This is a genomic window from Bacillus cereus group sp. N12, from assembly GCF_016483575.1.
In the GTDB taxonomy this organism is placed as follows: Bacteria; Bacillota; Bacilli; order Bacillales; family Bacillaceae_G; genus Bacillus_A; species Bacillus_A toyonensis.
Genome location: NZ_JAEHBO010000020.1, coordinates 1 through 25547 on the forward strand (window position 1 = coordinate 1; position 25547 = coordinate 25547).

Genomic DNA, 25547 nt, shown 5'->3' on the forward strand with positions numbered 1-25547 from the left:
ACACATTTAGAAGGTGTGCATAGAGCTACTTTCACAAATGTCGATAATAGTAAACAAGAGAGCTTTGGAAAAAAAGCAATGTACGAAGTTACAAAAGAAGGTCTGAAGAAAGTAGAGAAAATGCCGGAAACAACAGTTTTAGATGGAAATCAATTTAGCTGGTCTTTAAAGGGATATAATGATCGAGAGATCACAAAAGTAGAGTATAACAAAGCAACAGAAAAAATGCAGATCAAATTAGAAGCCGGTATACCACACTCCTATTTTACTAGTACGTATGCTAGCATTAAAGTTCAAAACTCATCGGGCAATATTTTGTACAATAAAGAAATTGTAGGAAATAGACAACAAGCCGCTGAAATTCAAACTGTTCCAGTAAAAATAGGAGACTATATTGAATTTAACCATATAGAAGGAGAAGCACAAAAGGAAAAGACAAGAGCTTTACTAATTAATCTTGAGAATAGTAAACAGGAATTTATGGGTAAGAAAAGAACATATCAAGTTACTTCTACGGGATTATTAATAAAATAGATTAAAAAGATGTCTAAAAAATATAATTTTTTTTGGACATCTTTTTTATTATAAAAAAAGAGTTAACTATTGATAATGATGTATGATGAATTCTATAGGCACATTAGATCTTTTATATATTTATACCTATTCAAAAAAACAAGTTATAGCTAATGTTCTAAGGATTGACACATCTATTTTTGTTTAATATTTTTATCTAATTTTTCTTTTATTATCATCATGGAAATACGAATTTCATTAATCTCACTATCACTTAGTCCGTTAAACAATTGATTTATTTGTTCATCTGACTGAATATGAATTATATCTAGTAGTTCCTCTCCTTTTTTTGTCAAAAAGAGAAAGTTTTTTCTGCTGTCTTTTATTGAGCTTCTTTTCTCTATTAATCCTTCCTTCTCAAATCTACGTAAAATTCTGCTCATATAGCTTCTATCAATATTAAGTTCTTGCACAAGATTATTCGCAATACACTCTGTTCTTTCGCTTATTTCAAATAGTATTCGTGTTTCGGTTAATGAATAATCTGTATCTAGAATCTGGTTATTAAATAAACCAAGTACCTTTGTATAAAAACGGTTGAATTGTCTGATGTCATAAATAATTTTTTTATCCATAGATCCTCCTTTAGTTGACTAAGTCCACATTTAATATTAATATAACTGTACCCTTAAAATGTGGACTTAGTCAATGTTTTAAAGATGCCATTTTCAAAAATCTGTCGCAATCTTTATTAAAACCTAATTGAAGGAGATCGTATATGATTATTCGAAAAATGAAAAAAGAAGACAATGCAAAAGTAAAAGAAATTATACAAGGTTCATTAAAATCACTTGGATTAGCGCTTCCTGGAACAGCTTATTTTGACCCTCAACTTAATGACCTACATCAATATTATAATAATCTAAAACATGCGAACTATTGGGTAGTAGAAATGGAAGGAGAAGTTGTTGGTGGAATTGGTATAGCACCGTTTAACGAACATGATAAAGTTTGCGAATTACAAAAGCTATACTTAAGTCCAAAAGCACAAGGTCTAGGGTTTTCCAAGAAATTAATGGAAACAGCTTTGTCATTTGCCTCTAAACATTATGAAAAGTGCTATTTAGAAACAATGCATGAATTAAAAACTGCATGTCTATTATATGAAAAATTTGGATTTATAATTTTACATGAACCCCTACCAGGTTCTGAACACTCCACTATGAATGCATGGTATATAAAATCTTTTTAAAATTAGGTGTATTAAACGCATCTATTAAAAGGAAAGTATTGAAGGAGCTTTATTTTTACACAAATACAAACATGAATTTCAACTAAGCAATCAATTGCTTCTCTTAAACTGGTTATTTAAAAGTGATGAAAAAAAAATCAAATGTAGCGATAAAAGTTTCAATAAATCTACAAAACGTAGTGATAAAACGAAGGAAAAACCATGAAAAATAGGCGTATCATGCAAAGTGTTGATACGCCTTAAAACTACCTTGTTAAACAACATGTGTCGTCGTGTAGTAATAATAATATTTATTTAATTATCTTAGTTTCAGTATTACAAATAATGGATATCTTCCTTTATAAAAAATATATAATTTATTCAATTATTTTTTCGATAACAGGCATAGAAGCAATTGGTGGAATAGAGTGAGTCCATCCCACGGAAAATATATTTAGTTTTTCACCTATACTGTAGTTATCTTTGCTAGTAATAGGGACACGTAAGATTATATTTTGAGAGGCTAATTCCCACCAATTATTTTGATAAGAGAGTGCCTCCACTTTTGTGTTAGTGTCAGCTACAACTAAATAATTATCATCTGCTGAAATAAAATATCCAGTGAAAGGTATCTGTATTCGTATTTGTTCTTCGTTAATAGGAGTAGGGTTACTTATAGAATCTGCCGAAATAGGAGTTAATCCAAAAGCTAATCCACATCCTAGTGTTAAAGTGGTTACCACTGTTACTAATTTTTGTTTTTTGAAAACATAATATAAATCCCCCTTACATTTTATCCGTACACGATCACCTTTCTATTTATATATAGAATGCCTTTTGGTATTCCTAAATCTAACAATTATGTCACAATTGATCCATTGTTTTTTCAATTGGGTATTAATTAAAGATAATATATGTTATATTTCACCAAATTAACTATTAATTGTACCTTCAAAAATAATATATTTCTTCTCATAAACTACGTAAAAACGAGTTAAAATGAATAAATATATACCATTTTTGTAAGTTGGGAATTAATAGTAAATCATAAGTAATATAAATGTACACAAAAGTGTCGATTCTAATAATCTAGTTTGGCTAAAAAACTTATATCTTAAATAGAAGACTAGATACATTTTGACTAAATATAGATAATTTTTTGTATTTTTTAGTAGTATAATGAGATTATTTAAGAATATAATATTATGTGTATATAGAAATGTTTATCTGTTTTTGGGGTTATTAGGGATTTATTTTATCTATAAAAGGAAATTAAATATTGATGTATAATTAAAAGTTCTGGTGCGAAAAATTTTAGGGGAATTGCAAAAAACCTCTACATCTTGGACATACTGATGCTATTACTCTAAAAAAGTGTGTGATCGGTATGAAAAAGGAAAGATTTTCATATGGAAGTACAATCAACCTACTATTATCTTATTAACGGTAAGATGGTACCCACAGTCCAACCTAAATTTTCTTGATTTGTTGATGCGGATATTCTAGAAAAAGATGGGACAATCTATGACCAAAAAAGAATAGAATATATAAAATCACATATTATAAATTTTTAGAGGAAGCATCCGTAGCGGATGCTTTTTTCTTTGTTATATAAAATTTATATAATAAATAAGAAATTAACTAAGCAGACAATTGAACCCCGCAACTTAAACCCATACTCATATCTCACAAATTGATTCATAACTAAAATAAATAAACAAACATTTGTTTATTTTTACATAAATGATTTCTTCATTTATAAATTTCTTAGCGTACAAATTCATAAAAATGATATGGTGATTCCAATTAGGATGACGTTCTTTTTAAAGTACTGTTATATCTGAGTTTAGGTGATTAGTTATAACTGTCTAGAAGTTTTTTTATGAGAACATAGTGTGTTAATATTTCGACATTTTTATATATTTTATGTGTTTTTTAAAATAAATGTATTAAAATCTGTTTTTTCTCATACATTCATTTGATTATTCTTCTTTTTAATTGAATTGAAATGTATCCATTTTCTTATATAAATGAGTATATTTATGTTAAATTGTGTAAATATGTGTAAATAGATAATATGAATATGTAAGTAATATCTATTACTTACATATTCATATTTTAAGTATCTAGAAATATAGCGGAGGGATATTATGAAAAGGTGATAGAAACGAAAAACACAAAATTTAGTGATGGTAACCGCTAACAGTGTAGAGCTAAAATGGAATCCTTCTACAGATAATGTAGGTATAAAAGAATATCAGGTATTACGTGATGGAAAATGGATTCAAACGGTACAAGGAGCAACATTTACTGATCAGAACTTAACAGCTAGTAAGGAATATAAATATACAGTGAAGGCTGTAGATGCAGCTGGAAATACATCAATTCAAAGTAACATTCTTCCGGTAAAAACAAAAGATCAAAATGTATCTTATGAAAAATGGGATCCGAAGAAGGCATATACAAAGGGAGATAAAGTAGAACATCAAGGGAAAGTGTATGAAGCTGTTCAAAATCATCAAGGAAAGGGTGACCCGAATTGGCTATTTGTTTTATCGTTATGGAGCCCGCTTATTTTAAATTTTTAAGTTGATGGCATGGGAATTATTTTATATAAATGAGAATCATGCAACAGTCAAAAGTCAAAAACAAAAAAGGAGAAATTATTTTGAGAAGGATTTCATCTTTATTATTAACTATGCCTATTATTTTAGGAAGTATTGCTACGATTCCGCATACAAAGGTTTCAGCTGAAACAATGTCATTCAATCAAGAAACATTCACTTTAGAAACATTGAATCAACAGACAGATCAAGCCATTGCAAATGGTAATTTTGAAGCCCATTTGAAAAATCTCACAGCATATTTAAATGGAAATGTTGGGGGTATGACTGAAGGAAACTTGAAAAAGAAGCTTGCAGACCCAGTATTTGCAGCAGCTTTGGCTCAGTGGCAATTTATATCACAATCAGGTGCTACAACAATGGATGCATTTGCAAAAAAAGATGCTGACCATCAGAAATTTCTTAGCTGGGCTATGAAAAATACAAGCGTGTTGAATACCTATCTTGAAGGTGGTAGTCCAACGGGAAAAAATCCTGTAAATGCACTTGAGATATGGAATACAATCTGGAATGCGGATGCAGATTCTCACGAAGGGTTGTATTTGAAATTAGCGGTAGCTACATCGTTAGCTCATGCTGAACCTATAAAATATTGGACAAACAATCAGCCTATTAATCCATTAACAAGGTACCAACATTATAAATCAGCAGATCAAAATAATGAGTTACTTCCTTGCTTTAGAACATATGATGTTTGGCATTTAAGATTAGTAGTGAATACTTGGTCACCAGAAGAAGATTTAACTTGGGCAAGAAATATGATTAATACGGAACATCCAGAACTTAAAAACCAAGATAAGGTAGGGGAAAGTGCATATTTGATTGATTATGTAACCCATAACAAAGATGGAGTTAGCATTCAAGCTGGAAATGATGCATTCTACGGTTTAGGTTGGAATCTTTCTTCCATTTATAGATTTGGCGGGGTATGCGGTAATATTTCGAAGTTTGGTACGCAAGTAAGCCAAGCATTTGGAGTGGCAGCTATGCCTGTTGGACAACCTGGACATTGTGCACTTATATGGAATAACAAGCCATCTTCTTGGAATTTAGGATATGATATATCTGGATGGGGTCAGTCGAGCCGTCATGATGCAACTGTTATTCCTTGGTCAGATAATAGCCCGACAAATCAAGTGCCGTATATGCTACTATTTGAAAATGCTGAACGTGACCCAGTAAAACTAGATCAATCAGAGCGATTACGCTGGTTAGCGAAAGCGATGACTTCAACAGATAATAAAATTGCAATTTATAAAATATCCACCAATATTTTACCAATCAATTTTTTAGTATGGAATGATTACGTTTCCCTTATGTTACAAAATCCAAATGTAACAGATGCTGAGTGGAAAGAATTAAATAACAGTATCATTTCCGTCTTTGCGAATGAACCGCGACCGATGATGGATCTTATTACTCAAATAAAAGACCATGTACCAATTAGAGATGGTATCTTAGAAGGAGACCAATTTGCATGGTCACTGAAAGGAATTGGCGATTTTGAATTTGCGAAAGTAAATTTAAATAAATCAACAGAAGAAATGCAAATTGATCTAAAAGCAGGTGTACCACATAACTACTTTGATAGTACATATGCAAGTATTAAAGTGCAAAACACATCAGGTAAAGTGGTATATAACAAAGAGGTTTATGGGAATAAACAGCAAAATGCTGAAACACAAAAAGTTGCAGTAAAGATCGGCGATTTTATTGAACTTACACATCTAGAAGGCAGAGAGAGGGCAACATTAATAAATTTAGAGAATAATAAACGTGAAAACTTTGATAAAAAAGCAATTTATGAAGTTACAAAGGAAGGCTTAAAGAAAGTAAATCAAATTGTTAATCCGAAACCAGATACGGAAGCTCCCACACAGCCACAAGGATTATATGCAAGCAACCTTACTTCTAACAGTGTAGAGCTAAAATGGAATCCTTCTACAGATAATGTAGGTGTAAAAGAATATCAGGTATTACGTGATGGACAATTGATTCAAACGGTACAAGGAACGACGTTTACTGATCAAAACTTAACAGTTAATAAGGAATATAAATATGCAGTGAAGGCCGTAGATGCAGCTGGAAATACATCATTTCAAAGTAACATTCTTCCGGTAAAAACAAAAGATCAAAATACATCTTATGAGAAATGGGATCCAAAGAAGGCGTATACAAAGGGAGACAAAGTAGAACATCAAGGGAAAGTGTATGAAGCTATTCAAAATCATCAAGGAAATGGTGACCCAAATTGGATATTCGCTTTGGCATTATGGAATCCACTGAAATAGGGGGCTGATGGCATTCCACAAAACTTAAGAACGGAGACAAAATAAATTGATGGACATGTATGGTGACCCAATTTAGAGTATTTAATGAATCGGTGCTTTTTTAAAATGTATTATTGTAACAATTACACCATCTAAAATTAAAATGCAAGTTTATGCCATAATTCACGAATAAACAAATTTCAGATTCCTAAGAAATTACATTTTCTCAATACCTATTTTTTCTATAATTTATATATTTTAGTTAGGTTACGGTAGTAATCTAACTAAAATATATTAAGCAAAGAGTTGAATCTTTAGGAACTTATACCATGCGTAAAACATTTGGATATTGGTTTTGCAAGCAAACAAAAGATATTGATATGTTACAAGAGATATTGAATCATAGTACACCACAAATTACACTAAGATACATTGGTATTAATAAAGAAGAAAAAGATAATGTACTAGATACATTGAGAATCTAATTTAAACTAGATTCTTTTTTATTTATGGAAGCGTCAAATATTCCCCATCTACTATTTGTAAATAACCCATAAGTTAATCTCCTTACATACTACATGTGGATTCTTTTTTGCATAAACAGTTAAATAATGGGGTTATAGAAGTTGTAGCGACATTTCAGTTCACTCATAAACATAAGGCGACTAAATCTTTTACTTGATACTTACTGGTCCGTTACACAAAACTAATATTTTTAGCAAAATCTCGTTAGATATAGAAACAGACAGATAAAAAAATGCCATCCTTTCTAATTTAGCTTGTATAGAAAAAATAAAGATTTTCAAGTGATTTTGGGTATTAAAATAGCTTAAGCTAAAGGGCATTTATGATGAAATCACTAACTGGAAGTTAGATTCCCTAGTACTATGATCTAGTTTTACACGTATCTCAACTGAATCTCCCTATTATACAAGCAGAGTGGACTATTATAAAATCAGGTGTATGAAAATATATAATGAGCAAATTTTTTAGAACGCCAATAGAATAGAAACGAAATGATATAGGAGCAGGGTAAAATGAATCGAATTTCAATTTTAATAACTGATGACGAAGCGGAAATTGCTGATTTAATTGCGATACATTTAGAAAAAGAAGGGTATCATGTTGTGAAAGCGGCTGATGGGGAAGAGGCGATTCGAGTTATTCAGTCTCAGTCAATCGACTTAGTTGTGTTAGATATTATGATGCCAAAAATGGATGGATATGAAGTGACAAGGCAGATTCGTGCGAAACATCATATGCCAATCATTTTCTTAAGTGCGAAAACGTCTGATTTTGACAAAGTGACAGGTCTTGTACTAGGCGCGGACGATTATATGACGAAACCTTTCACCCCAATTGAATTAGTTGCGCGTGTAAATGCACAACTACGCCGATTTCTTACGTTAAATCAGCCGAAAGTAGTGGAGAATAAATCCGCTTTAGAAGTAGGCGGAGTTGTTATTGACCGTGAGCAAAGATCAGTAAATGTGTACGGAGAACAAATTGGGTTAACGCCAAAGGAATTTGATATTTTATACTTATTAGCGAGTCATCCGAAGAAAGTGTGCAGTGTGGAAAATATATTTCAGCAAGTATGGGCAGATGATTATTATGAAGGTGGGAATACAGTTATGGTACACATTCGTACGTTGCGGAAGAAGCTTGGGGAAGATAAAAGAAAGAATAAGTTAATAAAAACAGTTTGGGGGGTAGGGTATACTTTCAATGGCTAAAAAGATGAGAGGTTTTCGTTCAGAGATGGTTATGCTATTTGCGTTAAGCATGATATTAGCTGCTGGCGTAACGTATATGATGTATGAGGGATTACGGCTCTATTATAAATTAGCAGTTCGTTATGAGGATCCCTTAGCTCAAGTTCGTTCAATGATAAGGAAAATTGGGGATATTAATTTCTTTTTAATTATACTTATCCCTCTATCCATTATGTTTTTCTTCTTCCTTACTAGACCGTATTTAAAATATTTTGATGAGATTTCTAATGGGATTCATCATCTTGCAAACGGTGATTTTACAAATCAAGTTCGTGTTTCATCCAATGATGAGTTTGGTTATATCGCCCGCGAAATTAATGTAGCGAGTGAGAAATTAAAAGAAGCAGTTGAACGAGGAGATTTTGCGGAAAATAGTAAGGATCAGCTTATTGTTAACTTAGCTCACGATTTAAGAACGCCGTTAACATCCGTTTTAGGTTATTTAGATTTAATTCTTAAAGATGAGAATTTGACGAAGGAACAAATTAAACATTTTTCCACAATTGCTTTTACGAAATCCGAAAGACTGGAAAATTTGATTGATGAATTATTTGAAATTACGAGAATGAATTATGGGATGTTGCAGCTTGAAAAATGGCCGATTGATATAAGTGAATTGATTATACAGTTAGATGAAGAATTGTATCCGTTATTAGAAAAAAAGAAATTAGAGGCGAGATTGAATATGGATCCTCATTTACCTATTAACGGTGACGGGAATTTATTAGCCCGAGTATTTGAAAATCTTTTAACGAATGCGATTCGCTATGGGTATGATGGAAAGTTTGTTGATGTGAACGGATATATTGAGAGTGATCAGGTAGTTGTACAAATTATAAATTACGGAGGTAGCATTCCAGAAGAGGATTTACCATATCTTTTTGATGTGTTTTATACAGGTGATAAAGCTAGAACGGAGCAGAAAGGTGGTACAGGTCTTGGGTTATTTATTGCAAAAAATATTGTCGAGCAGCATAATGGTACGATTTCTGCTGAAAGCAATGTAATTAGAACAACATTTGAAGTGAGATTGCCAAAAGAGGAGAGCAAAGCAATTTAATAAAAATTTAAACTTTACCCCACTTTTTATTTTAATAGTTTTTTGTATTCTATACGTAAGTTGCGTTAAGGAGGAACTAGAAATGAAAAAGTGGGTATTTATTTCTTTTTTTATATTATGTATAGTCTGCGTAGGCTTTTATATATCACCATTATTTCAAAAGGAGATCGTTGTTAAAATTGCAGAAAAAGATGATAAGGAAAAAGCTGCAAATACTAAAAAGATAGAGGTTACAGAAGAACAAATTTATAAAGGGGATTTATTATTAGTTAACAAAGATTATTCAGTTAAAAAAGATAGTGTTAGGTCTGATATTATAAATGTAGCTCAAAATAGTGAATTAGTAAGAGGCTATGGTGTATTGGATAGAAATATTCGCTTATCAAAGGATATTGTGAAAAAGTTTTTGAACGTTATAGATGCGGCAGGAAAAGAAGGTGTTAATTATTTTTTGATTAGTAGTGGCTATCGGGATTTTCAAGAGCAAAGACAGCTATATGAAGAAATGGGCTCTGATTATGCACTCCAACCAGGATATAGTGAACATAATTTAGGGTTATCACTGGACGTTGGATCAACTCAAGATAAAATGGAGAAAGCTCCTGAAGGAAAATGGATTGAAGAAAATATGTGGAAGCACGGTTTTGTGTTACGCTACCCCAAAAATAAAAGTAACATTACAGGCATTCAATATGAGCCATGGCATATACGTTACGTCGGTTTGCCTCATAGCGCAATCATGCAAGAAAAGAAATTTACTTTAGAAGAATACTTAGATTTCTTGAAGGAAAAAAAGGAGATTTCAACTAATGTTGAGGGGAAAGAGTATAAAGTTTCTTATTATAAATTTTCAAACAATACGACCATTAGTGTCCCGATAAATCAGCATTATGAAATTTCAGGGAACAATATGGACGGAGTAATTGTGACGGTTCATCAATAGTAGTTTATAATTTATAAATTAAGCCGATATCATTAACTTTAAAACATTTGAGTGGTAAGGCTTTTTTATTTTATCTTTAGACATAAAAACTTTATGACGAAGTAGGGAGGATTCTTAAGTTGATGGGCATGCGGCACTATATCATTTCGGAAAAATCGTACGTTTAGACATAATTTTGACACATTTAACCCGTTCCCTGTACGTTAAGGAACGGGTTATTTATTTTATCGATGTTTTATAGGATTTTGGATCAGGCAACGAATAGCAAGCGCTCCAACTCCATACAGCACTGGTACTGTACTCAGCCCTGAGCGCTTAAACAAACGCTTAAATACAAAGGCTTTTTTGTTTTTACAAGGTATTTTTTCTTCATTGTTACAACAAAAATGCTGTGAACAAACACAGACTTTAACATTTAAAATAAATATATTTATGCGTTTCAATAAATTGGAATACCCTCTAAAAAAACTTTAGATAAAGTTTTTTTCTTTCTATCTTATATACCACAGAACTCATTACCGAATGAATGGATTCTTACGAAAATGTAAGGTTACTGTTATATAAATCAATTGCAGTTCATCTCCCAAAAACGCAAAATAGGTAATGGAAAAACAAATGTAGGAGGATATATATGACGAAACCAGTTGTGGACGTGAAAAACGTTCAAAAAGTATATGGTAAAAAAGGTGAGAACCAATCACACGCATTAAAAGGTGTTTCATTCTCAATTCAAGAAGGTGAGTTCGTTGGTATTATGGGACCTTCTGGTTCTGGTAAAACAACATTGTTAAATGTAATTTCAACGCTTGATAAGGCGACAGGCGGCGTTGTTGAAATTGCCGGAACGGATATTACGAAAATGAAGCAAGGTGAGCTTTCTGATTTCCGTTCGCAAAAGTTAGGATTCATTTTCCAAGACTTTAATTTATTAGAGAACTTATCTATTTACGAAAACATCGCACTTCCGCTTTCACTTCAAGGTGTCCCATCACGAAATATTGGACCAAAAGTAGAAAAAGTAGCTGATATGTTAGGCATTTCAGCAATACTTCAAAAGTATCCATCTGAAGTATCTGGTGGACAAAAACAACGTTCAGCAGCAGCGCGCGCTTTAGTCCATGAACCAGCAATTATTTTAGGGGACGAGCCAACAGGAGCTCTTGATTCTAAAAATGCAACGAGTTTACTGGATGCAATGACAAACTTAAATAAAGAGCAAGGCGTATCTATTATGATGGTTACTCATGATCCATATAGTGCAAGTTACTGTCAGCGTATTTTATTCATTCAAGATGGTGAGCTATATAAAGAAATTTATCGCGGTGGTACACGTGAAGAGTTCTATAAAGAAATTTTAGACGTGCTTGCAAACTTAGGTACACAAAAAGCGTAAGGAAGGAAGTTCAATCATGTTATTTAAGCTTTCCATGTCTGGTCTAAAAAGTAAGTTGCAAGACTATATTGTCTTACTTGTTGGTCTTATCGTATCTATTTCTACTTTTTATATGTTTCAAACGTTATCACTAAATAAAGCGTTCCTTGAATCCAATCCACATGCTGATATGGTTGCAATTGCATTCCAAATCGGTTCCTTTTTATTAGCGATTGTAACGTTTTTCTATATTTTATATGCAAATTATTTCTTATTATCTCTTCGACAAAAAGAATTTGGTATGTACATGATGTTAGGGGCAAAAAAGCATAAAGTTGCCTTACTTATGTTTATCGAAACAATTGTAATAGGTGCCGCATCTCTTGCAATCGGAATCGCAGTTAGTGTAGGGCTTGCAGAAGGTATTGGTCAGTTATTAATGAAGCAGTTGGAATTTTCTGGTGAAGATTATAAAGCATTTTATATTCCATCTATGACTGTTACTTGCCTCTTTTTCTTTGCACTATTTATAGTATCAGCAATTATGAATAGTATGAAATTATCTCGCATTTCTGTATTACAACTTGTACATGCAGATGCAAAAACAGAGCGTATCGCTGTAAAAGGAAAAATGACAGGTGTAGTTGCATTTCTTGGTCTGATTTTGCTAGGTATTGGGTATGCATCACTGATCCATATAGCATATTTACAGGAAAAAGAGCTATTAACCGTACCTAAATTCATGGGTATTGGATTAATCACAGCAACAGTCGGTACTTACATGTTATTTGGATCACTTCTCCCAGTTATGCTCAACAAGATAAAGAGTAATAAAAAACGTCGTGAAAAAGGGCTAAATGCTTTTACTTTTGCACAATTGAATTTCCGAATTAATAGCTTAACACGGGTGCTTGCAACGGTAGCAATCCTAGTGGCTCTTGGCGCTGGTGGAATTGCGTGTGGTATGGCATTTAAAAATAACGTTCTAAAGACGACTGATAAAGAAAAAGTTTACGATTCAGTCGTTCATAATCCAACAGCGGAAGAAAAGAAAATTTTGAGTGGCATCTTATTTCAGGAGAAGTTTGAATATCGCTACAAAGTAGATAATCAGTATGTGTATTATATAAAAGAAGATGTAGAGAAAAATCGTCCTTTAGCACAAGATAGTGACAATAGGAAGATGACGAAAGTTTCAGAAGAATTTCCCAAGGATGCATTTACATTGCCAAAACAACTGTATAAACTGTATAACGATGATACGAAAACAAAACAATGGAAAGAAGCTTTCTTCACAATCCAGCCAACTTATATGTATCCTGATCATGAAATAAAAATTATAGACCAAAGCATATACGATAGTATGAAGTATAAAGAAAATACTGTTTTTATTGGAAAAACAGATGATTTTGGAGCACATTTGAAAGAATGGAAAAAACTTGATGAATTACAGTTAGCGAAATATAAAAATGTGAAAGCGGAAGAATTAGGTAGTACGTATCAAATGTATAATCTGAGTCATAGTATGGCCAGTGGATTCATGTTCATGGGCTTCTTCGTTGGAATTGCGTTCTTAGCAATGATGGCAAGTTGCCTAATGTTTAAAATTCTATCTGGTGCATCGAAAGACAGCACGCGTTATCAAATGCTTCGTAAAATCGGTGTCCGCCAGGGGTTATTAACACAATCGATTTATAAAGAGTTATTCTTCATATTCTTAGTACCGGCAATTGTGGGTATTGCTCATATATTAGTTGGTATGAACATGTTCGGTCCGCTTTTGATTGATCCGTATTTCCGAATTTGGTTGCCACTTGTCATTTTCGTAGTGATTTACTTAATTTACTACTTGATTACAGTTCAATTGTATAAAAGAATTGTACTTCCGAAAGAAAAATAGTTTTACAAAACATACAAAATGTTAAACTGGGGTATAGAAACGATTCAAGGAATAACCCGCCACACCTGAAAGTTTCCAATTTGGGCGGGTATTTTTTATTATGTTTTGTTTTGTAGTATTCTATATAAAGCAGCTCTTGAAACATTGGTAATTTCACAAATATGGTCAAAAAAGGACAAACTCTCCAAGGGGGGAAGCCTGTCCAAAGGCAGATATATCTTATCAATGAACTCTTTGGTTTAACAGCATAACGTTCAATACCGTTAGGAATCTTTTACCCTTCTTTCATATTCCACTATTTTTGCAACAGAATCTAAAAAACGGCACCCTTTCTCATTTATATTATTAAGAAAGAATAACGCCTTTTTTAAAAATTCTTAAGTTGATGGGCATGCAGCTGTATCCCAAAATTCGTTAGAATAGAAAAGAGGCATCTTTCCGAAGTAGGAGAGATGCCCTATTTTACAACAATTGAAATTCAAGATGAAATTTTTTTCTACCAGAATCCTATAATTTAATTTAGTCTCTGTAATTTAAATTTTTGATTATTACTAGCTGTAAATGGATATACTATAACATTTGTTCCATCCTTAGTACCAGAACCAGTTACATCTAAATACCTAGAGTTTTTCTTATTTTTTAAATAAAAATATCCATTTCCTGCATCTTCAACTATCCAATAATGCTCTTCATAGTATTGGTTAGGTGTAGCAAAAACATTGTTAGAACCTTGATAGTCATTCCAAGCTAATATTAAATTTTGATTTGTTACACTTTTAATTTGATAGGCCTTTTTATTTGAATCATATACTAACTTCCATTTTTGATGATTACCGCCGTTATTGCTCCATAAGGTAACATTATTCGTTGATCGATCCATATCTATAACGCTACTATTATTTAACGCAGAAAATAGTTGATAGGTACCATTCAAATTAGCTCCAGGAATGTTTTCTCCTACTTCTTTATATATGACATAATCCATTCCATTGACCGTTGCTATTACCGCATATTGGTCTTTTAAGTTTAATGGAAGCTGGTCAATCCACATGCTTGCATTTGGTCCTCCGCTCCACATATTATGAGTAGTCCGTTTTGTTAAATTCATAACTTTATAGGACGCATTTGGTGCATTTGCTCCCGTTCTTATTTCAAATGTATAGGCATTGTGTATCGGTTTGTAGAAATATTGAACACTTGACGGACGAAGTCGATCTATCAGATCCTGCTCTTCTTTCTCCGCAATTTTCACCGATTCATATAATTTATCAGCATAATTCTTAAGATCTTGCCAGCTATCTTTTGCTGTATTAAGATCTGCTTTTATAAAAGCAAATTCTTCTGGGCTAATGAATGAGATATTTTTTACTAAATTATTATATTTTGCTGCTACAGTATCCCAACTATTAGACATTTTCTGTATAGAAGTAATAGCTGTGTCAATTGTTTCCGCCATATTCGTAGTCTTATTTTTTGCATCAGTTATAATAGCTATTTCTGCTTGTGCCCCAGAAATTTGTGCCTTTAAAATTTCTATTTCTCGCTCAGCAGATGCAATATTACTTTTTGCTGTTGCAATCAGCGGTCCACCAATGATACACGTTATTAACGTCGCGCAAAGTACTGAACCTGCAATAATTTGATCATTGCTTTTTTTGATAGACTCATTATACCCATTAATTCGCTGTTCTAAATATGGAATACCTGCAGTTGTACTAGCTAAAATAGTCGTTAATTGATTTGTATCTTGTTTAAAGTTTTGCGTATCTGTTGTCATTTTATTTCGGAATGTTTTCAGCTGTTCTAATAGCTCGTTAACTTCACTTTTATTAGTCAATATACTTTGATACAATTTTTCGAGCTCAGTTTTCAATTTTTCAGTATCTTTTTGATCTATTGCAGCTAGTAAAATACTATAGTGCTTTTGAAATGTATCATTATAATTTACAATGTTTTGATTCGTATTCATAATACGTGGTTTAAGATTATCTAACCAATAGGTCGCGTTTTTTTTTGCATCGTCCTGGTGCTTCAACATGTTTGCTCGTAAATAACTATTAAGAGAACTTATACCACTAAGGTCTGTCTCTTGTTGATTACGTATTGTTTTGGCATATGAATCCATAACAAGTACATTAGACATTGCTGGTGCCAGTACATCTTGAAAGCCCTCAGGACCCAGTGAATAATTATGAATGGTTTCTTGCGATATTGTTGTATGGACTTTTTGTTCTGCCGCGAAAGTATGAAGTGGTACTATATTACTTGTTACCATTCCAGCAATCATCATTGATAATAAGAATTTCTTGTACAATTTCTTATTCATATTATCCCACCTACGCTTTTTAAGAATTCGTTTCTTTTTGTGAGCATTGAGGAAGTTCCCTGCTCAAGTTGGAACAGGGAACCCTTATCACATAAAATCAATTGATTATTTTGTATCTACTAATTTAATATCAGTTTCATAAAGATTTGCAGCAGTATCTCTAACTTCTTTCCAACTATCTTTAGCCACATCGAGATCCTCTTTTATGAAAAATAGATCGTTAGGGTCCATAACTGCAATATTTTTAAGTAAAGATTTATATTTTGATCCAACTACATCCCATTTGGTTGAAAGATTTTGTAGTGCAGTAATTGCTATATCAATAGTCTCTGTTAAGGATTCAGTTTGCTCTTTTAGATTGGTTAAACCAGCTACTTCTAATTGAGCCTGGGTTATTTGTCCTGTTATATTCTTAATCTCTTCCTGAGCCTTATCCATCTCTTGCTTTGCTATAACAATTCCCGCTATACCTCCTGCTGTTGCTCCTAAACCACCTACAATGAACACCACTCCTAGTTTAGCTCCTAAACCAGTACCAATTAGAACTGCTCCGCCTATAATAGCAAGTGGGCCTAGAGCCGTTGCAACTGCTGAGGCAATAAGCAGTTTATTATATTCAGCAATTGTAGCATGATACGTTGTGAGTTGATTTTGCAACAGCGGAATTCCAGCATCTTGACTTGCTAAAATAGACGTTATTTGATTTGCATCTTGTTTAAAGTTTTGCGTATCTGTTGCCATTTTCTTTCGGAATTCTCGCAGTTCTCCTAATAATTCGTCCACTTCCGCCTTATTTGCTACAACATCATTATTTAGCCTTGTAAGTCCATTTGATAATGTTTCCTTGTCCTTATTTTTTACAGCTTCGATTAACGTATTATAGTAATTTTGAAATTTAGTATTATAATTAATAATGTTTTGATTCGTTGAAATCATTTGCGGTTTAAGTTTATCTAACCATTGCCCTGCATTTATTCTGGCAATATTTTGATCATTAATTATTTTCGTTCGTAAAGATACATCAATTGAATTGAGCCCATTGAAATTAGCATTTGCTTGTTTAAGGATTGTTAGAGCATAAAGGTCCATTACTAAAGCATTTGACCCTGTATTTGTTATTGCCTCTTTAAGACCCTCTGGTCCTAATGAATAATCCGGGTACTCATCCGTTGTACCTGTTTTAGCGTGAATAGGAGTTGATTTTGCCGTGCTTTCCGCTGCAGAAGCATATGTTGGCATGATACTACCTGCTGCCATTACCGTTATTAATGCGGATAAAGCCATTACTTTATAAGGCTTTTTTTTCATTTTTGTCTTCTCCTTTAACTTTCAGTATAGTCATATTTCACTCTTTACTTAAACTTAATTTATTGTTACATTTGAAATGAAATTTTCAAACTTTTTTGTTTGCAAATACAGTTCATCACTGAATTCTTTGAGCTGAATTAATTGATTTTGCAATCCAACACTATCCATGTGTGCCCCTGCACTCAGATTGAGTTGGATTTGGATCATTGTATCATTTAGCGCTTTCCAATCATTCATCAAATATTCAAAAGTAGTAATTTGCCTCTTAATCATCTCAGTAAACCCATTCATTTGATCCTCAATAAAAGTCATTTCAGTCACTTGAATTTGGGTTTCTGCTAACTGCTGAATTAGTGGTAGTAATTCTTTTTGTTTCTGCTCAATGATCCTAGCAGAAGCAGCTGTTTGGCTGTCGAAAAGATCTAAAATTCCACCACCAAGAGATGAAATAGAGATAAAATCTATAGTTTGAGTCTGAGCTGCTCCGCCCGCAATCGTAAAGACTTGCTTCCCAATATTTATAACGCCGTTACGAACTTCATTTGGTCTATTTAAAATTTTTGCGAGTTCTACCAGTATCTCTTCTTGAAGTCTTTTAATATCAGCTCTTAGCTGTGTAACAGTTCCATCTGACCCCTCTAAGGATTGAATTGCTATTTTTGCTTTTTCAGAAAACCCTTTGTTATCTTGAAGCAATAAATCATTAAAACGATTTAGCTGCAATAAGGTTTGGTTCATACTATCTTGGATAGTTTGTACGTCCTTTTGTAGTCTATTAAAAGCATTTACAAAACTCACTTTTGTTTCCGCATCTGTATTTACCGTTTCCGCTAAATCATATAGTGTACCATAATAACCATTGAATCTTGTACTAAAACGCTGCATATCTTGATTTAAATCAACTAACTTAGGATTATATTCATCTAACCATTCGCGAACATGATTTTTTACAAATTCTTGGTGATTCGTTAAACTGCTCATACCAGTCCCTTTAATGGTTGGTTGCTGTAAAATAATTAATCCATATGCTTGCGCTAAAGGTGATTGTGAACCTAACGTTCTAATTGAATGTGATAATGTATTCGCATTTTTGACATTTTGTACATATGTGGGCTCTGATTTAGACTGCACCCTCTCCGCATAAGCACTTACATAGTTGGAAGGACTTGCTAATATTGCTGTAACCATTAATCCTGTAACTAAAGTTTTTTTCACTTGAACTCCTCCTTTTCTTATTTTTTAAAGAGAGATTCTAGATTAAGTCTGTTACAATTACTATTTTTATAAAGGGAATAGCAATAGATATTAACTAGATTCTTTCTTATTCTCCTTTTTCGGGGGATGGAAAAAGATACCCCCTATTAGAATATATAAACGTCAGAAAATACGCAATTTTATGATTAATTACCCACTATAAGACAATAGTGACTAGTTTTTTTATGTTTTGTTATATATATACCATTTGAAATATATATATTTTTTTTGGTAATGTCATATTTATAATAAAAAGATATATATGAATTAAGAAATCCAACGTTAATTGTCATAAATTCTACAATATTTTTGAATGTGCTTATCTTTCCAAAATGTAAAAATAAATACTCTTAAATTATGTTGGGGAATAAAATTTAACCTGTGACCAATTTTTACACGTATCTAAGCTTGTACCCCGTGCCGTATTGGGAAAATTATACAATCGGACACATTTTAAGCGTTTTCTGTACATTAAGAGACATCTGTCCAGAAAATCTATGTTTATGGACAGGCGATAAAACTCAATAATATCAACGTTTTTTAGCTATAATCGTGTTCATAAAGTGTGTATATAAATCAGTGTTCAATTAAACTTAGTATTTTATCTTTATGAACATATACTCATCTAAAAAAACACTGTAATGATAAAGGTTTGTAATCCTTAACGTACAATTTTTCCGAAATAGTATGGTGAGGTCTAAAAGCAAAATAAAATTGTCAAAAGATGATACCAATTTGATACTATCCAATATTGATATCGAGAATGAAAATAATTTAAGAAGCTAAAAAAACAATATGCAGAAATTTTTATCAATTTGTAAATAAACAACAAAAATAAAAGAGAATAAGGCGTATATAATTCTAATGGAATTGTTGCATTAGAAATGGATAAAAACGTTTCTTCATCATCTTTACCAAATTGTGAGAATTGGGATTGTATCGTTAACAAAATATTATCAGCTGGTAATGCATATATTTGAATGCGCGTTTCTTTTCCAGACCAATCAAATATCTTTTTTTGAGTAATAGGGTCAGTATGTTGAAGTTTTAGAGATTACTTACACATCTATTAAAATTTTTGCACCAGAACCATACAATGTAATTGAAGCAATCCAGGAAACGAAAGATGGGGGGGAATAGTCAATATTCAGTAAATTGTCTGCTTTTGTATGGAAGAAGAACGTCGGTTGGCATATGCCAACATGTTTGCTATCATTTACTTGTACAGATTGCTCTTCGAAAACTGAAGATATGAGGTTGGTTGCAGAAAAACGCTCCAACCGTAAAATCTTCAACGTTCTATCGCCCCATGCTTGCCGAAGTTGCGAAAACCAAGCTAAAGTAGGGAGTGTGGTGCGTCAATGTACAAGATACTTGTGTTCTCACCGTAGGGACTACGGATAGAGCCTGCTAAGATAACCGGTGGATACATCGGTTATCTTAGCAGGAATCTCCCACTTCAAAAAGTCCGTAAGGACGTTAAGTGGTGAGTAGTTCAAACAATCGTTAGTAATTGATATAGTTCATTATACGTCGAAAAAAACGAAGTTTGGTTGTTGCAAACTTCGTTTTCGTGTATCTAGAGCATGAACTGTTTCAACGTCTTTTTACATGTCTATAGTCTTGTTCGACGAGATTGTTCAAATGTTTGACTGTGCAATGAGTTGTTTATAAAAACCTTGTACTTTTAATTTGTTAAATGCGCAAAGTAGTACTGGGGCCTTGTCTGTTTTGAGAACCGTTGGCTCTCCAAAAGCCTTCACCAATCTTTTCATAAAGGCATAGGCTGTCTGATGATCTCTAGTTTTTTGAAGTTGAATATCCAATATACATCCATTATTAAAGATTTTATGATATAAATAACAACATTTTCCTTTCACTTTTATATAAATTGCATCTAATTTCTAGAATGATTGAATCTTTCTATTTTTCTTCTTCCAGATTTGATAGATCAAATTACCATATTCATGGACCCAACGCATAATCGTTTTTGGATGAATATGAAATCTTCAGATTCTTTGAGGACCTCAGATACACCTCGATAACTAAAAAAACAAAAGTAATAGCCAACGGCTATCACAAAACTATCTTTCTTGAATTGTATTACCTTTCAAATATCCTATCTATGATTTTTCTCATTTTCTTTTCTGAAAGTGATCTATTACTCAGGATTTAAGCCTCCTTTGAACTATATGGTCATAAATGAATTACATTTTTCTTTGGCCGATAAATTTTTGATAATCGTAAAAAAAGGAATTAAACCCGTGTCCATTGAGCATTTCTTCCTCGTGAAGCTAGCTTTATAAGACCAAGAGACTGGAAGGAAGCTAATGCTTTACTGATTGTACTTTCGGCAATATCTGGATAAACGTCACGAATATTTTCTTTAGTAAAAGGTTTTTTTTGCCTAATTATATAATTTTTAATTCGCTCAATTTTAGTATCCCTACATATAGAATCCTGAACTGTTAGATGCAAATCCTGATATGCTTCTAATATAATTGTTAAGAATATTTTTATCCAAAAACTAATATTATGCCCACGACAGTACCAATTAACTGAAGATTTAAAGATTGAATCATAGTATTTTGATTCATGTTTCTTTATATATTTATCTAAACATACATACCTTATAAATGTATGTTCACTCTTCATTAATAGTAATTGTATCAATATGAATGCGAGTCTTCGATTTCCCTGGTCAAAAGGGAGAATACAATAAAAATTCAATATAAATTGAGCTATTAATATAAGTGAATGAAACTCCTTATTCTTCACTAATGTATTATATTGCTCACATAATAGTTTTACAGATTGGGGAATAAGTTCCCGAGCTACTGGACGATAGCTACTGGAATGCATCCCATATTCAGGAACACCTGGGACAATAAATTGTTTTTTACGCCACATTGCACAGTCAGAAGTAATATAATGGATTAATTGAAAATGTAATTCTTGTATTGTCTCTGAGTTAACGGGTAGATTATGGAACTTTTTTTGCACAAGAGACATTGCTTGATAATAACAATATACGGCATCTTCTTCTATTGTTTTGGGTAACATTTCGTTCAAAATCAGTTCTTTTAACCTTTTATTCGGAACGTTTATATCCATAAAAACAGTATTAAAGTTTTTTATGTAATGAAGGGGGATAGTTTTCTCCAAATTATTGAATATATCAGGGTTTCTGTCTTGATAAGCGGATATTTTTCCTTTGTATTCACTAATTTCACTTATTAAACTTACCAGGTCTCTTTGTAGCTCTATATCTAAGTATTTCTCCTCAAAAAAATCTCTCATTTAATACCTCCATTGATTATTGAGTGTTGCTACATAAATTAATCTACTCTAAAAATATTTTACAATAATTTTTTACGATATTACTACTGAGGGTGTTGCAAAACTCATAAATATCCAATCTTTTTATATAGATAGGCTCTCATACAAGAAAAGCATGCGAGCCTATCTATAATCGGGAACTACCTTTCATTATTATAAAGAAAAAATCCATATACAACCAATAAGTTTTTCTATATTAAAACGCTACATTTTTTATATTTTATAGTAAGATTAGTGATTGAGGGTACAATTTTTCAAGAGAAAAAGGCAAACAATATAAATACTTTCTGAAAGTAATCAATTCAAGTTCAACAAAAAGCATTTGTTATTCTATAGCAAATGCTTTTTTACAAATTAAACACTTTTTTATAACATAAAAAAGGAATTGAGTGGCTAGAATCAATTCCTTTGGTGAAGCTATTTGTCAACGAACACCAGGTAAAAGAATCCTTCGTTAAACGTTGGATTCTTTTACTTTGTCTGTAACATGAATTTTAATACTGGATATGCCATTTTTCTTGTTGAACATCCTCGTTTGAGCGCTAATTGTTGTAAGAGTTTTTATTGAAATGGTGATATTTCAATTTTTACAAAATGCTGAAAAGCATGAGATTACATTACAGGTATACCCTCTTTATAGATATAGTCTAAGCCCTCTATTACTAACTCCGATGCGGTTTGATTTAGATTTTCGTTATACAATGCGAACTCTTCCAGTCTTCAAACAAATGTGGTTCTAATGAAATAAATAACTTTTTATTTTCTTTTCGAAGCTTATGTTTTTGACCTTTCCAGTAATTTTGCTCTTGCATAACTGCATGATTGTCGATAGGTAAGTCTTTGAGGTTATTTCTAACTTTTCCCCCGATCCGCACAGTACGTGCCACTTTCATGGCATACGGCATACCGCGCTCCATCTATATTGTAGTTTTCTTCTCACCCAATAATGATAAGTTCTAAGTAAACAACGCTAGTTTTTCGTTATTTGTTTCCACTTCAGTTTGTGATTTTATACAGATTTCCTCGTTTTTAACTAGTTTTCGCAATTTGTTGAGTTTGTTTAACTGTTCCTCGTTAAGTTGTAGCTCAAAGAATAGTTGGTTAATGATTTCAACTTTGGTTGCCTGAATTAGTCTGTAAATACTCGATTTAACAATTGTAAGGTTTTTGTAGCTATCATCCTTTGTTTCATTCCATAATTGCTTGTGACAACAATGGATGTCCCACAGGGTAGAAGTTTCTCCCCAGTTACACTACATCTGACTTTTTGAGCGACGTATAGGGAGATTCGAGGTACATTTAATTTCTTAAGTTGATAACGATGTGGTGGGACCCCATCGCCATCAAGCTAAGAAAACAGATTAACCCCAAAACAAAAAAATCCTTCGCATAATATGTGAGAGAAAAGGAGAGATAAAGGTATTTTAACCTTATCTCTCTTTTTCTATATTAATTTATTTTCAGGTAAAAAGTTGATTAGTTATTACTATTTATAAGAACGTGAAGAAGTGTTGATGCCGGTTGGAACAGTGGTAAAGGTTGAGGGGGGAATCCAAGGAAATATCAGAGATGTGCATGATGATTTGGCGCAGGGTTATTAATCTATCTTCTATGAAATCGTGGGATTATATAAACATTTATTATCTTGGAGATTTTAAAATAAAACCTATCTAATTATAGAAGTGATTTGAACGTAAGGAAATTGTAAGAAAAGGATAAGAAAAAAGAAATTTTTATTGTATAGGATACAAATATAGAGAAGAGTAAAAGAGGGATTTACTATTTGTTAGGATTCAATAGCGTTTGTGAAAATAATATTGAGTAAGATAATTGCAAATTTACCTCGTTTTTTATCTGAATTTTCTAATTTGATTATTTCAACTTTATGAAGATAGTAGCTAGAAAATTTGTGTGATAGTATTTTAAATAGAAAAAAAAGACAATTCTGAAAAGAGGGTGTAATTTGGATGGTTTAACTATTATAAATTTTAGGGTTAGATAGCTATTAATGGATTATTTTCATTGAGTAGAGTTTTAGCTTGTAGCATATGAAAATCAAAGAAAGTTGTTCAGATAAATTAATGAAATATTATCGTTTTTTACTGTGGTTGTAATGACGATATAACTAGAAATCATTTAATTTATCCACGTTTATAGGTGAAAAAGATTATTTAGAGTCAGAAGTGAACGTATAAAAACTAAAAATAAATATATTTGAATGAATAAATAATATCAAAGATATTGAATTTTATAGTTATTGAAGTTTGAATACTATTAAATTTCGGATGGATATATGTAGAGTTATAAATTATGTGCAAAAAAGAGGTATTGTGTACACCAAAACATCCGTTTTAGTAAATTTAAGGAGCACATTTTATGAAAACTACCGATTCAAAAGGCCTATTAGGAAATAGGGTTTATTTACAAGTTTTCTCTGCCTATTCATTGCTTATGCTTGGTGTTTTTATTGATATGTTAGCGATTATGACTATAGTTGGGTTTGAATGGGAAGTAGATCCTACTATGATTGGATTGATTCCTGTTGCATATGCACTTCCTGGAATTATTTTTGGCTCATGGGCAGGTGTTATTGCAGATCGTTTTAGAAAAATTCCAATTATGATGTTCTGTAATTTGATGGTTGGTTTAATAACAATTGCTCTTTTATTTGTACAAAATATCCACTGGCTCTTAGTGGCATTAATGATTCGTTCCATTTTTATTGTTTTCTATTATCCTGCACAACAAACACTAACAAGACAGATTGTATCCCCAGATTTGCTTACTAAAGCAGTAAGTATCAACGGAATAGTAGAGCAGGGTACCAAGATAGTAGGCCCACTTATAGGGGGCATGTTGCTGAGTTGGTTTCAGCCAGAGTTCTGCCTCATTATAAGAGCTATAAGTTGTTTATTAGCTACGTTAGTTCTGATACCCACAATAAAATTCAAAGAAACTATATCGAAAGAACTTGTTGAAAAGCAAAAGCAAAGCACTTGGGCCGCTTGGGTACAAGGGTGGGGCTATGTGTTATCTAATCGGATAATATTATCAACTATGATTTTCGTTACAATAGCCATGGCAGTATTACAATTAGTAGACTCACAATTCCCGACTTTATTTAAGAGCTTATTCCCACATGATAAAAGTAAAATGGGATATATCATTTCTATTATTGGTCTTGGCGGAATACTTGGTGCATTACTAACTCAGAAATTAAAACAATTTCAATATGGTTGGGTAGTATGTGGAGGCATGATTTTAATGGGAATTGGTTTTGGGGGGATTGGTTTGATAACGCCCGGTACGGTCTTCGTTTTGGCCTATCTGATTAGTTTTATCGCTGGTATTGGAAGTGGGCTGATGCTTGTATCTAATCAAGTCATTTTACAAATAGAATCTGATCAAGATCAAGTAGGAAGAGTATTTGGTATTCAAAGCAGTTTAACAAACGCAGTTCTAATTATTTCTCCTGCTATGAGTGGCCCATTAGTGCATTTGTTTGGAGTAACTCAACTCTATGTTTATGGCGGGATTGGGCTTGTTGTCATTGGAGTAATTGGAGTTTCACTGCAGAAATATTTATGGGCTAAACATAAACACGAACCTATAAGAGCAAATAATTTTTGAAG

At 32.4% G+C, this 25547-nt stretch carries 16 protein-coding genes and 8 pseudogenes; 13 read left to right on the forward strand and 11 right to left on the reverse strand.

Translation table 11 applies throughout. From position 1 onward, the window contains the following. Window positions 1-534: putative mucin/carbohydrate-binding domain-containing protein (locus tag JDS92_RS12435; protein WP_274606201.1), on the forward strand; the 534-nt coding region annotated here is incomplete at its 5' end. A gap of 173 nt (window positions 535-707) precedes the next feature. Here JDS92_RS12435 and JDS92_RS12440 read toward each other — a convergent pair. After that, entirely contained in the window at window positions 708-1148 is a 441-nt protein-coding gene (locus JDS92_RS12440) for a MarR family winged helix-turn-helix transcriptional regulator (protein ID WP_097959820.1), read from the reverse strand. Between the two features lie 143 nt (window positions 1149-1291). On the opposite strand from JDS92_RS12440, the gene JDS92_RS12445 reads away from it, so the two are divergent. Continuing rightward, entirely contained in the window at window positions 1292-1765 is a 474-nt protein-coding gene (locus JDS92_RS12445) for a GNAT family N-acetyltransferase (protein WP_097959819.1), read from the forward strand. A gap of 356 nt (window positions 1766-2121) precedes the next feature. Here JDS92_RS12445 and JDS92_RS12450 read toward each other — a convergent pair whose 3' ends face one another. Continuing rightward, the gene (locus JDS92_RS12450; protein ID WP_223268709.1) at window positions 2122-2487 is read right to left on the reverse strand and encodes a DUF3221 domain-containing protein; all 366 of its coding nucleotides are present in this window, start codon (window positions 2485-2487) and stop codon (window positions 2122-2124) included. 1449 nt (window positions 2488-3936) lie between these two features. Between JDS92_RS12450 and JDS92_RS12455 the strand changes: the two are divergent. From JDS92_RS12455 to JDS92_RS30840, 10 genes and pseudogenes are all read left to right on the forward strand, one after another. After that, window positions 3937-4332 (forward strand): annotated as a pseudogene (locus tag JDS92_RS12455) (carbohydrate-binding protein); the annotation flags it as partial. An 80-nt stretch (window positions 4333-4412) separates the two neighbouring features. After that, window positions 4413-6659 (forward strand): putative mucin/carbohydrate-binding domain-containing protein, encoded by a 2247-nt coding sequence (locus tag JDS92_RS12460; RefSeq protein ID WP_199631977.1) that lies wholly within the window; start codon window positions 4413-4415, stop codon window positions 6657-6659. A gap of 284 nt (window positions 6660-6943) precedes the next feature. Beyond that, window positions 6944-7123 (forward strand): annotated as a pseudogene (locus JDS92_RS12465) (tyrosine-type recombinase/integrase); the annotation flags it as partial. Between the two features lie 552 nt (window positions 7124-7675). Next, window positions 7676-8374: a response regulator transcription factor gene (locus tag JDS92_RS12470; RefSeq protein ID WP_097958911.1), complete on the forward strand. Its 699-nt coding sequence runs from the start codon at window positions 7676-7678 to the stop codon at window positions 8372-8374. Beyond that, entirely contained in the window at window positions 8367-9473 is a 1107-nt protein-coding gene (locus JDS92_RS12475) for a sensor histidine kinase (protein WP_097958909.1), read from the forward strand. The genes JDS92_RS12470 and JDS92_RS12475 overlap by 8 nt, the downstream gene beginning before the upstream one ends. A gap of 82 nt (window positions 9474-9555) precedes the next feature. Then, a complete protein-coding gene (locus JDS92_RS12480; RefSeq protein WP_199631978.1) occupies window positions 9556-10416 on the forward strand; it encodes a M15 family metallopeptidase in 861 nt (286 codons plus the stop codon). 237 nt (window positions 10417-10653) lie between these two features. Next, window positions 10654-10818: pseudogene (locus JDS92_RS31525) on the forward strand (IS4 family transposase); the annotation flags it as partial. A 229-nt stretch (window positions 10819-11047) separates the two neighbouring features. Then, window positions 11048-11809 carry an ABC transporter ATP-binding protein gene (locus JDS92_RS12485; RefSeq protein WP_199631979.1) on the forward strand — a complete coding sequence of 254 codons (762 nt, stop codon included), beginning with the start codon at window positions 11048-11050 and terminating at the stop codon, window positions 11807-11809. Window positions 11810-11825: 16 nt separating this feature from the next. Beyond that, window positions 11826-13688, forward strand: a complete 1863-nt coding sequence (locus tag JDS92_RS12490; RefSeq protein WP_199631980.1) for an FtsX-like permease family protein — start codon at window positions 11826-11828, stop codon at window positions 13686-13688. 161 nt (window positions 13689-13849) lie between these two features. Beyond that, a pseudogene (locus tag JDS92_RS30840) lies at window positions 13850-13939 on the forward strand (IS6 family transposase); the annotation flags it as partial. A gap of 263 nt (window positions 13940-14202) precedes the next feature. Here the strand turns inward: JDS92_RS30840 and JDS92_RS31395 are convergent. The 9 genes and pseudogenes from JDS92_RS31395 to JDS92_RS30855 form a co-directional block, all read right to left on the reverse strand. Then, on the reverse strand, window positions 14203-14796 hold the full coding sequence (locus tag JDS92_RS31395) for an RICIN domain-containing protein (protein ID WP_307838330.1): 594 nt from the start codon (window positions 14794-14796) through the stop codon (window positions 14203-14205). A gap of 141 nt (window positions 14797-14937) precedes the next feature. Next, window positions 14938-16014: pseudogene (nheC, locus tag JDS92_RS30850) on the reverse strand (non-hemolytic enterotoxin subunit C); the annotation flags it as partial. 105 nt (window positions 16015-16119) lie between these two features. Further along, entirely contained in the window at window positions 16120-17322 is a 1203-nt protein-coding gene (nheB, locus tag JDS92_RS12500) for a non-hemolytic enterotoxin subunit B (protein WP_097958901.1), read from the reverse strand. Window positions 17323-17376: 54 nt separating this feature from the next. After that, on the reverse strand, window positions 17377-18537 hold the full coding sequence (nheA, locus tag JDS92_RS12505; protein ID WP_098912092.1) for a non-hemolytic enterotoxin subunit A: 1161 nt from the start codon (window positions 18535-18537) through the stop codon (window positions 17377-17379). Window positions 18538-19634: 1097 nt separating this feature from the next. Beyond that, entirely contained in the window at window positions 19635-19871 is a 237-nt protein-coding gene (locus JDS92_RS12510) for a hypothetical protein (RefSeq protein ID WP_179861539.1), read from the reverse strand. A gap of 200 nt (window positions 19872-20071) precedes the next feature. Beyond that, window positions 20072-20699 (reverse strand): annotated as a pseudogene (locus JDS92_RS12515) (IS6 family transposase). Between the two features lie 133 nt (window positions 20700-20832). Continuing rightward, window positions 20833-21876, reverse strand: coding sequence for a Fic family protein (locus JDS92_RS12520; RefSeq protein ID WP_097958898.1), 1044 nt, complete (start codon window positions 21874-21876; stop codon window positions 20833-20835). 510 nt (window positions 21877-22386) lie between these two features. Then, window positions 22387-22727: pseudogene (locus tag JDS92_RS12525) on the reverse strand (hypothetical protein). A gap of 144 nt (window positions 22728-22871) precedes the next feature. Then, window positions 22872-23215: pseudogene (locus JDS92_RS30855) on the reverse strand (group II intron reverse transcriptase/maturase); the annotation flags it as partial. A gap of 1076 nt (window positions 23216-24291) precedes the next feature. On the opposite strand from JDS92_RS30855, the gene JDS92_RS12530 reads away from it, so the two are divergent. Continuing rightward, window positions 24292-25545, forward strand: coding sequence for an MFS transporter (locus JDS92_RS12530; protein ID WP_097958897.1), 1254 nt, complete (start codon window positions 24292-24294; stop codon window positions 25543-25545). Window positions 25546-25547 lie beyond the last annotated feature (2 nt).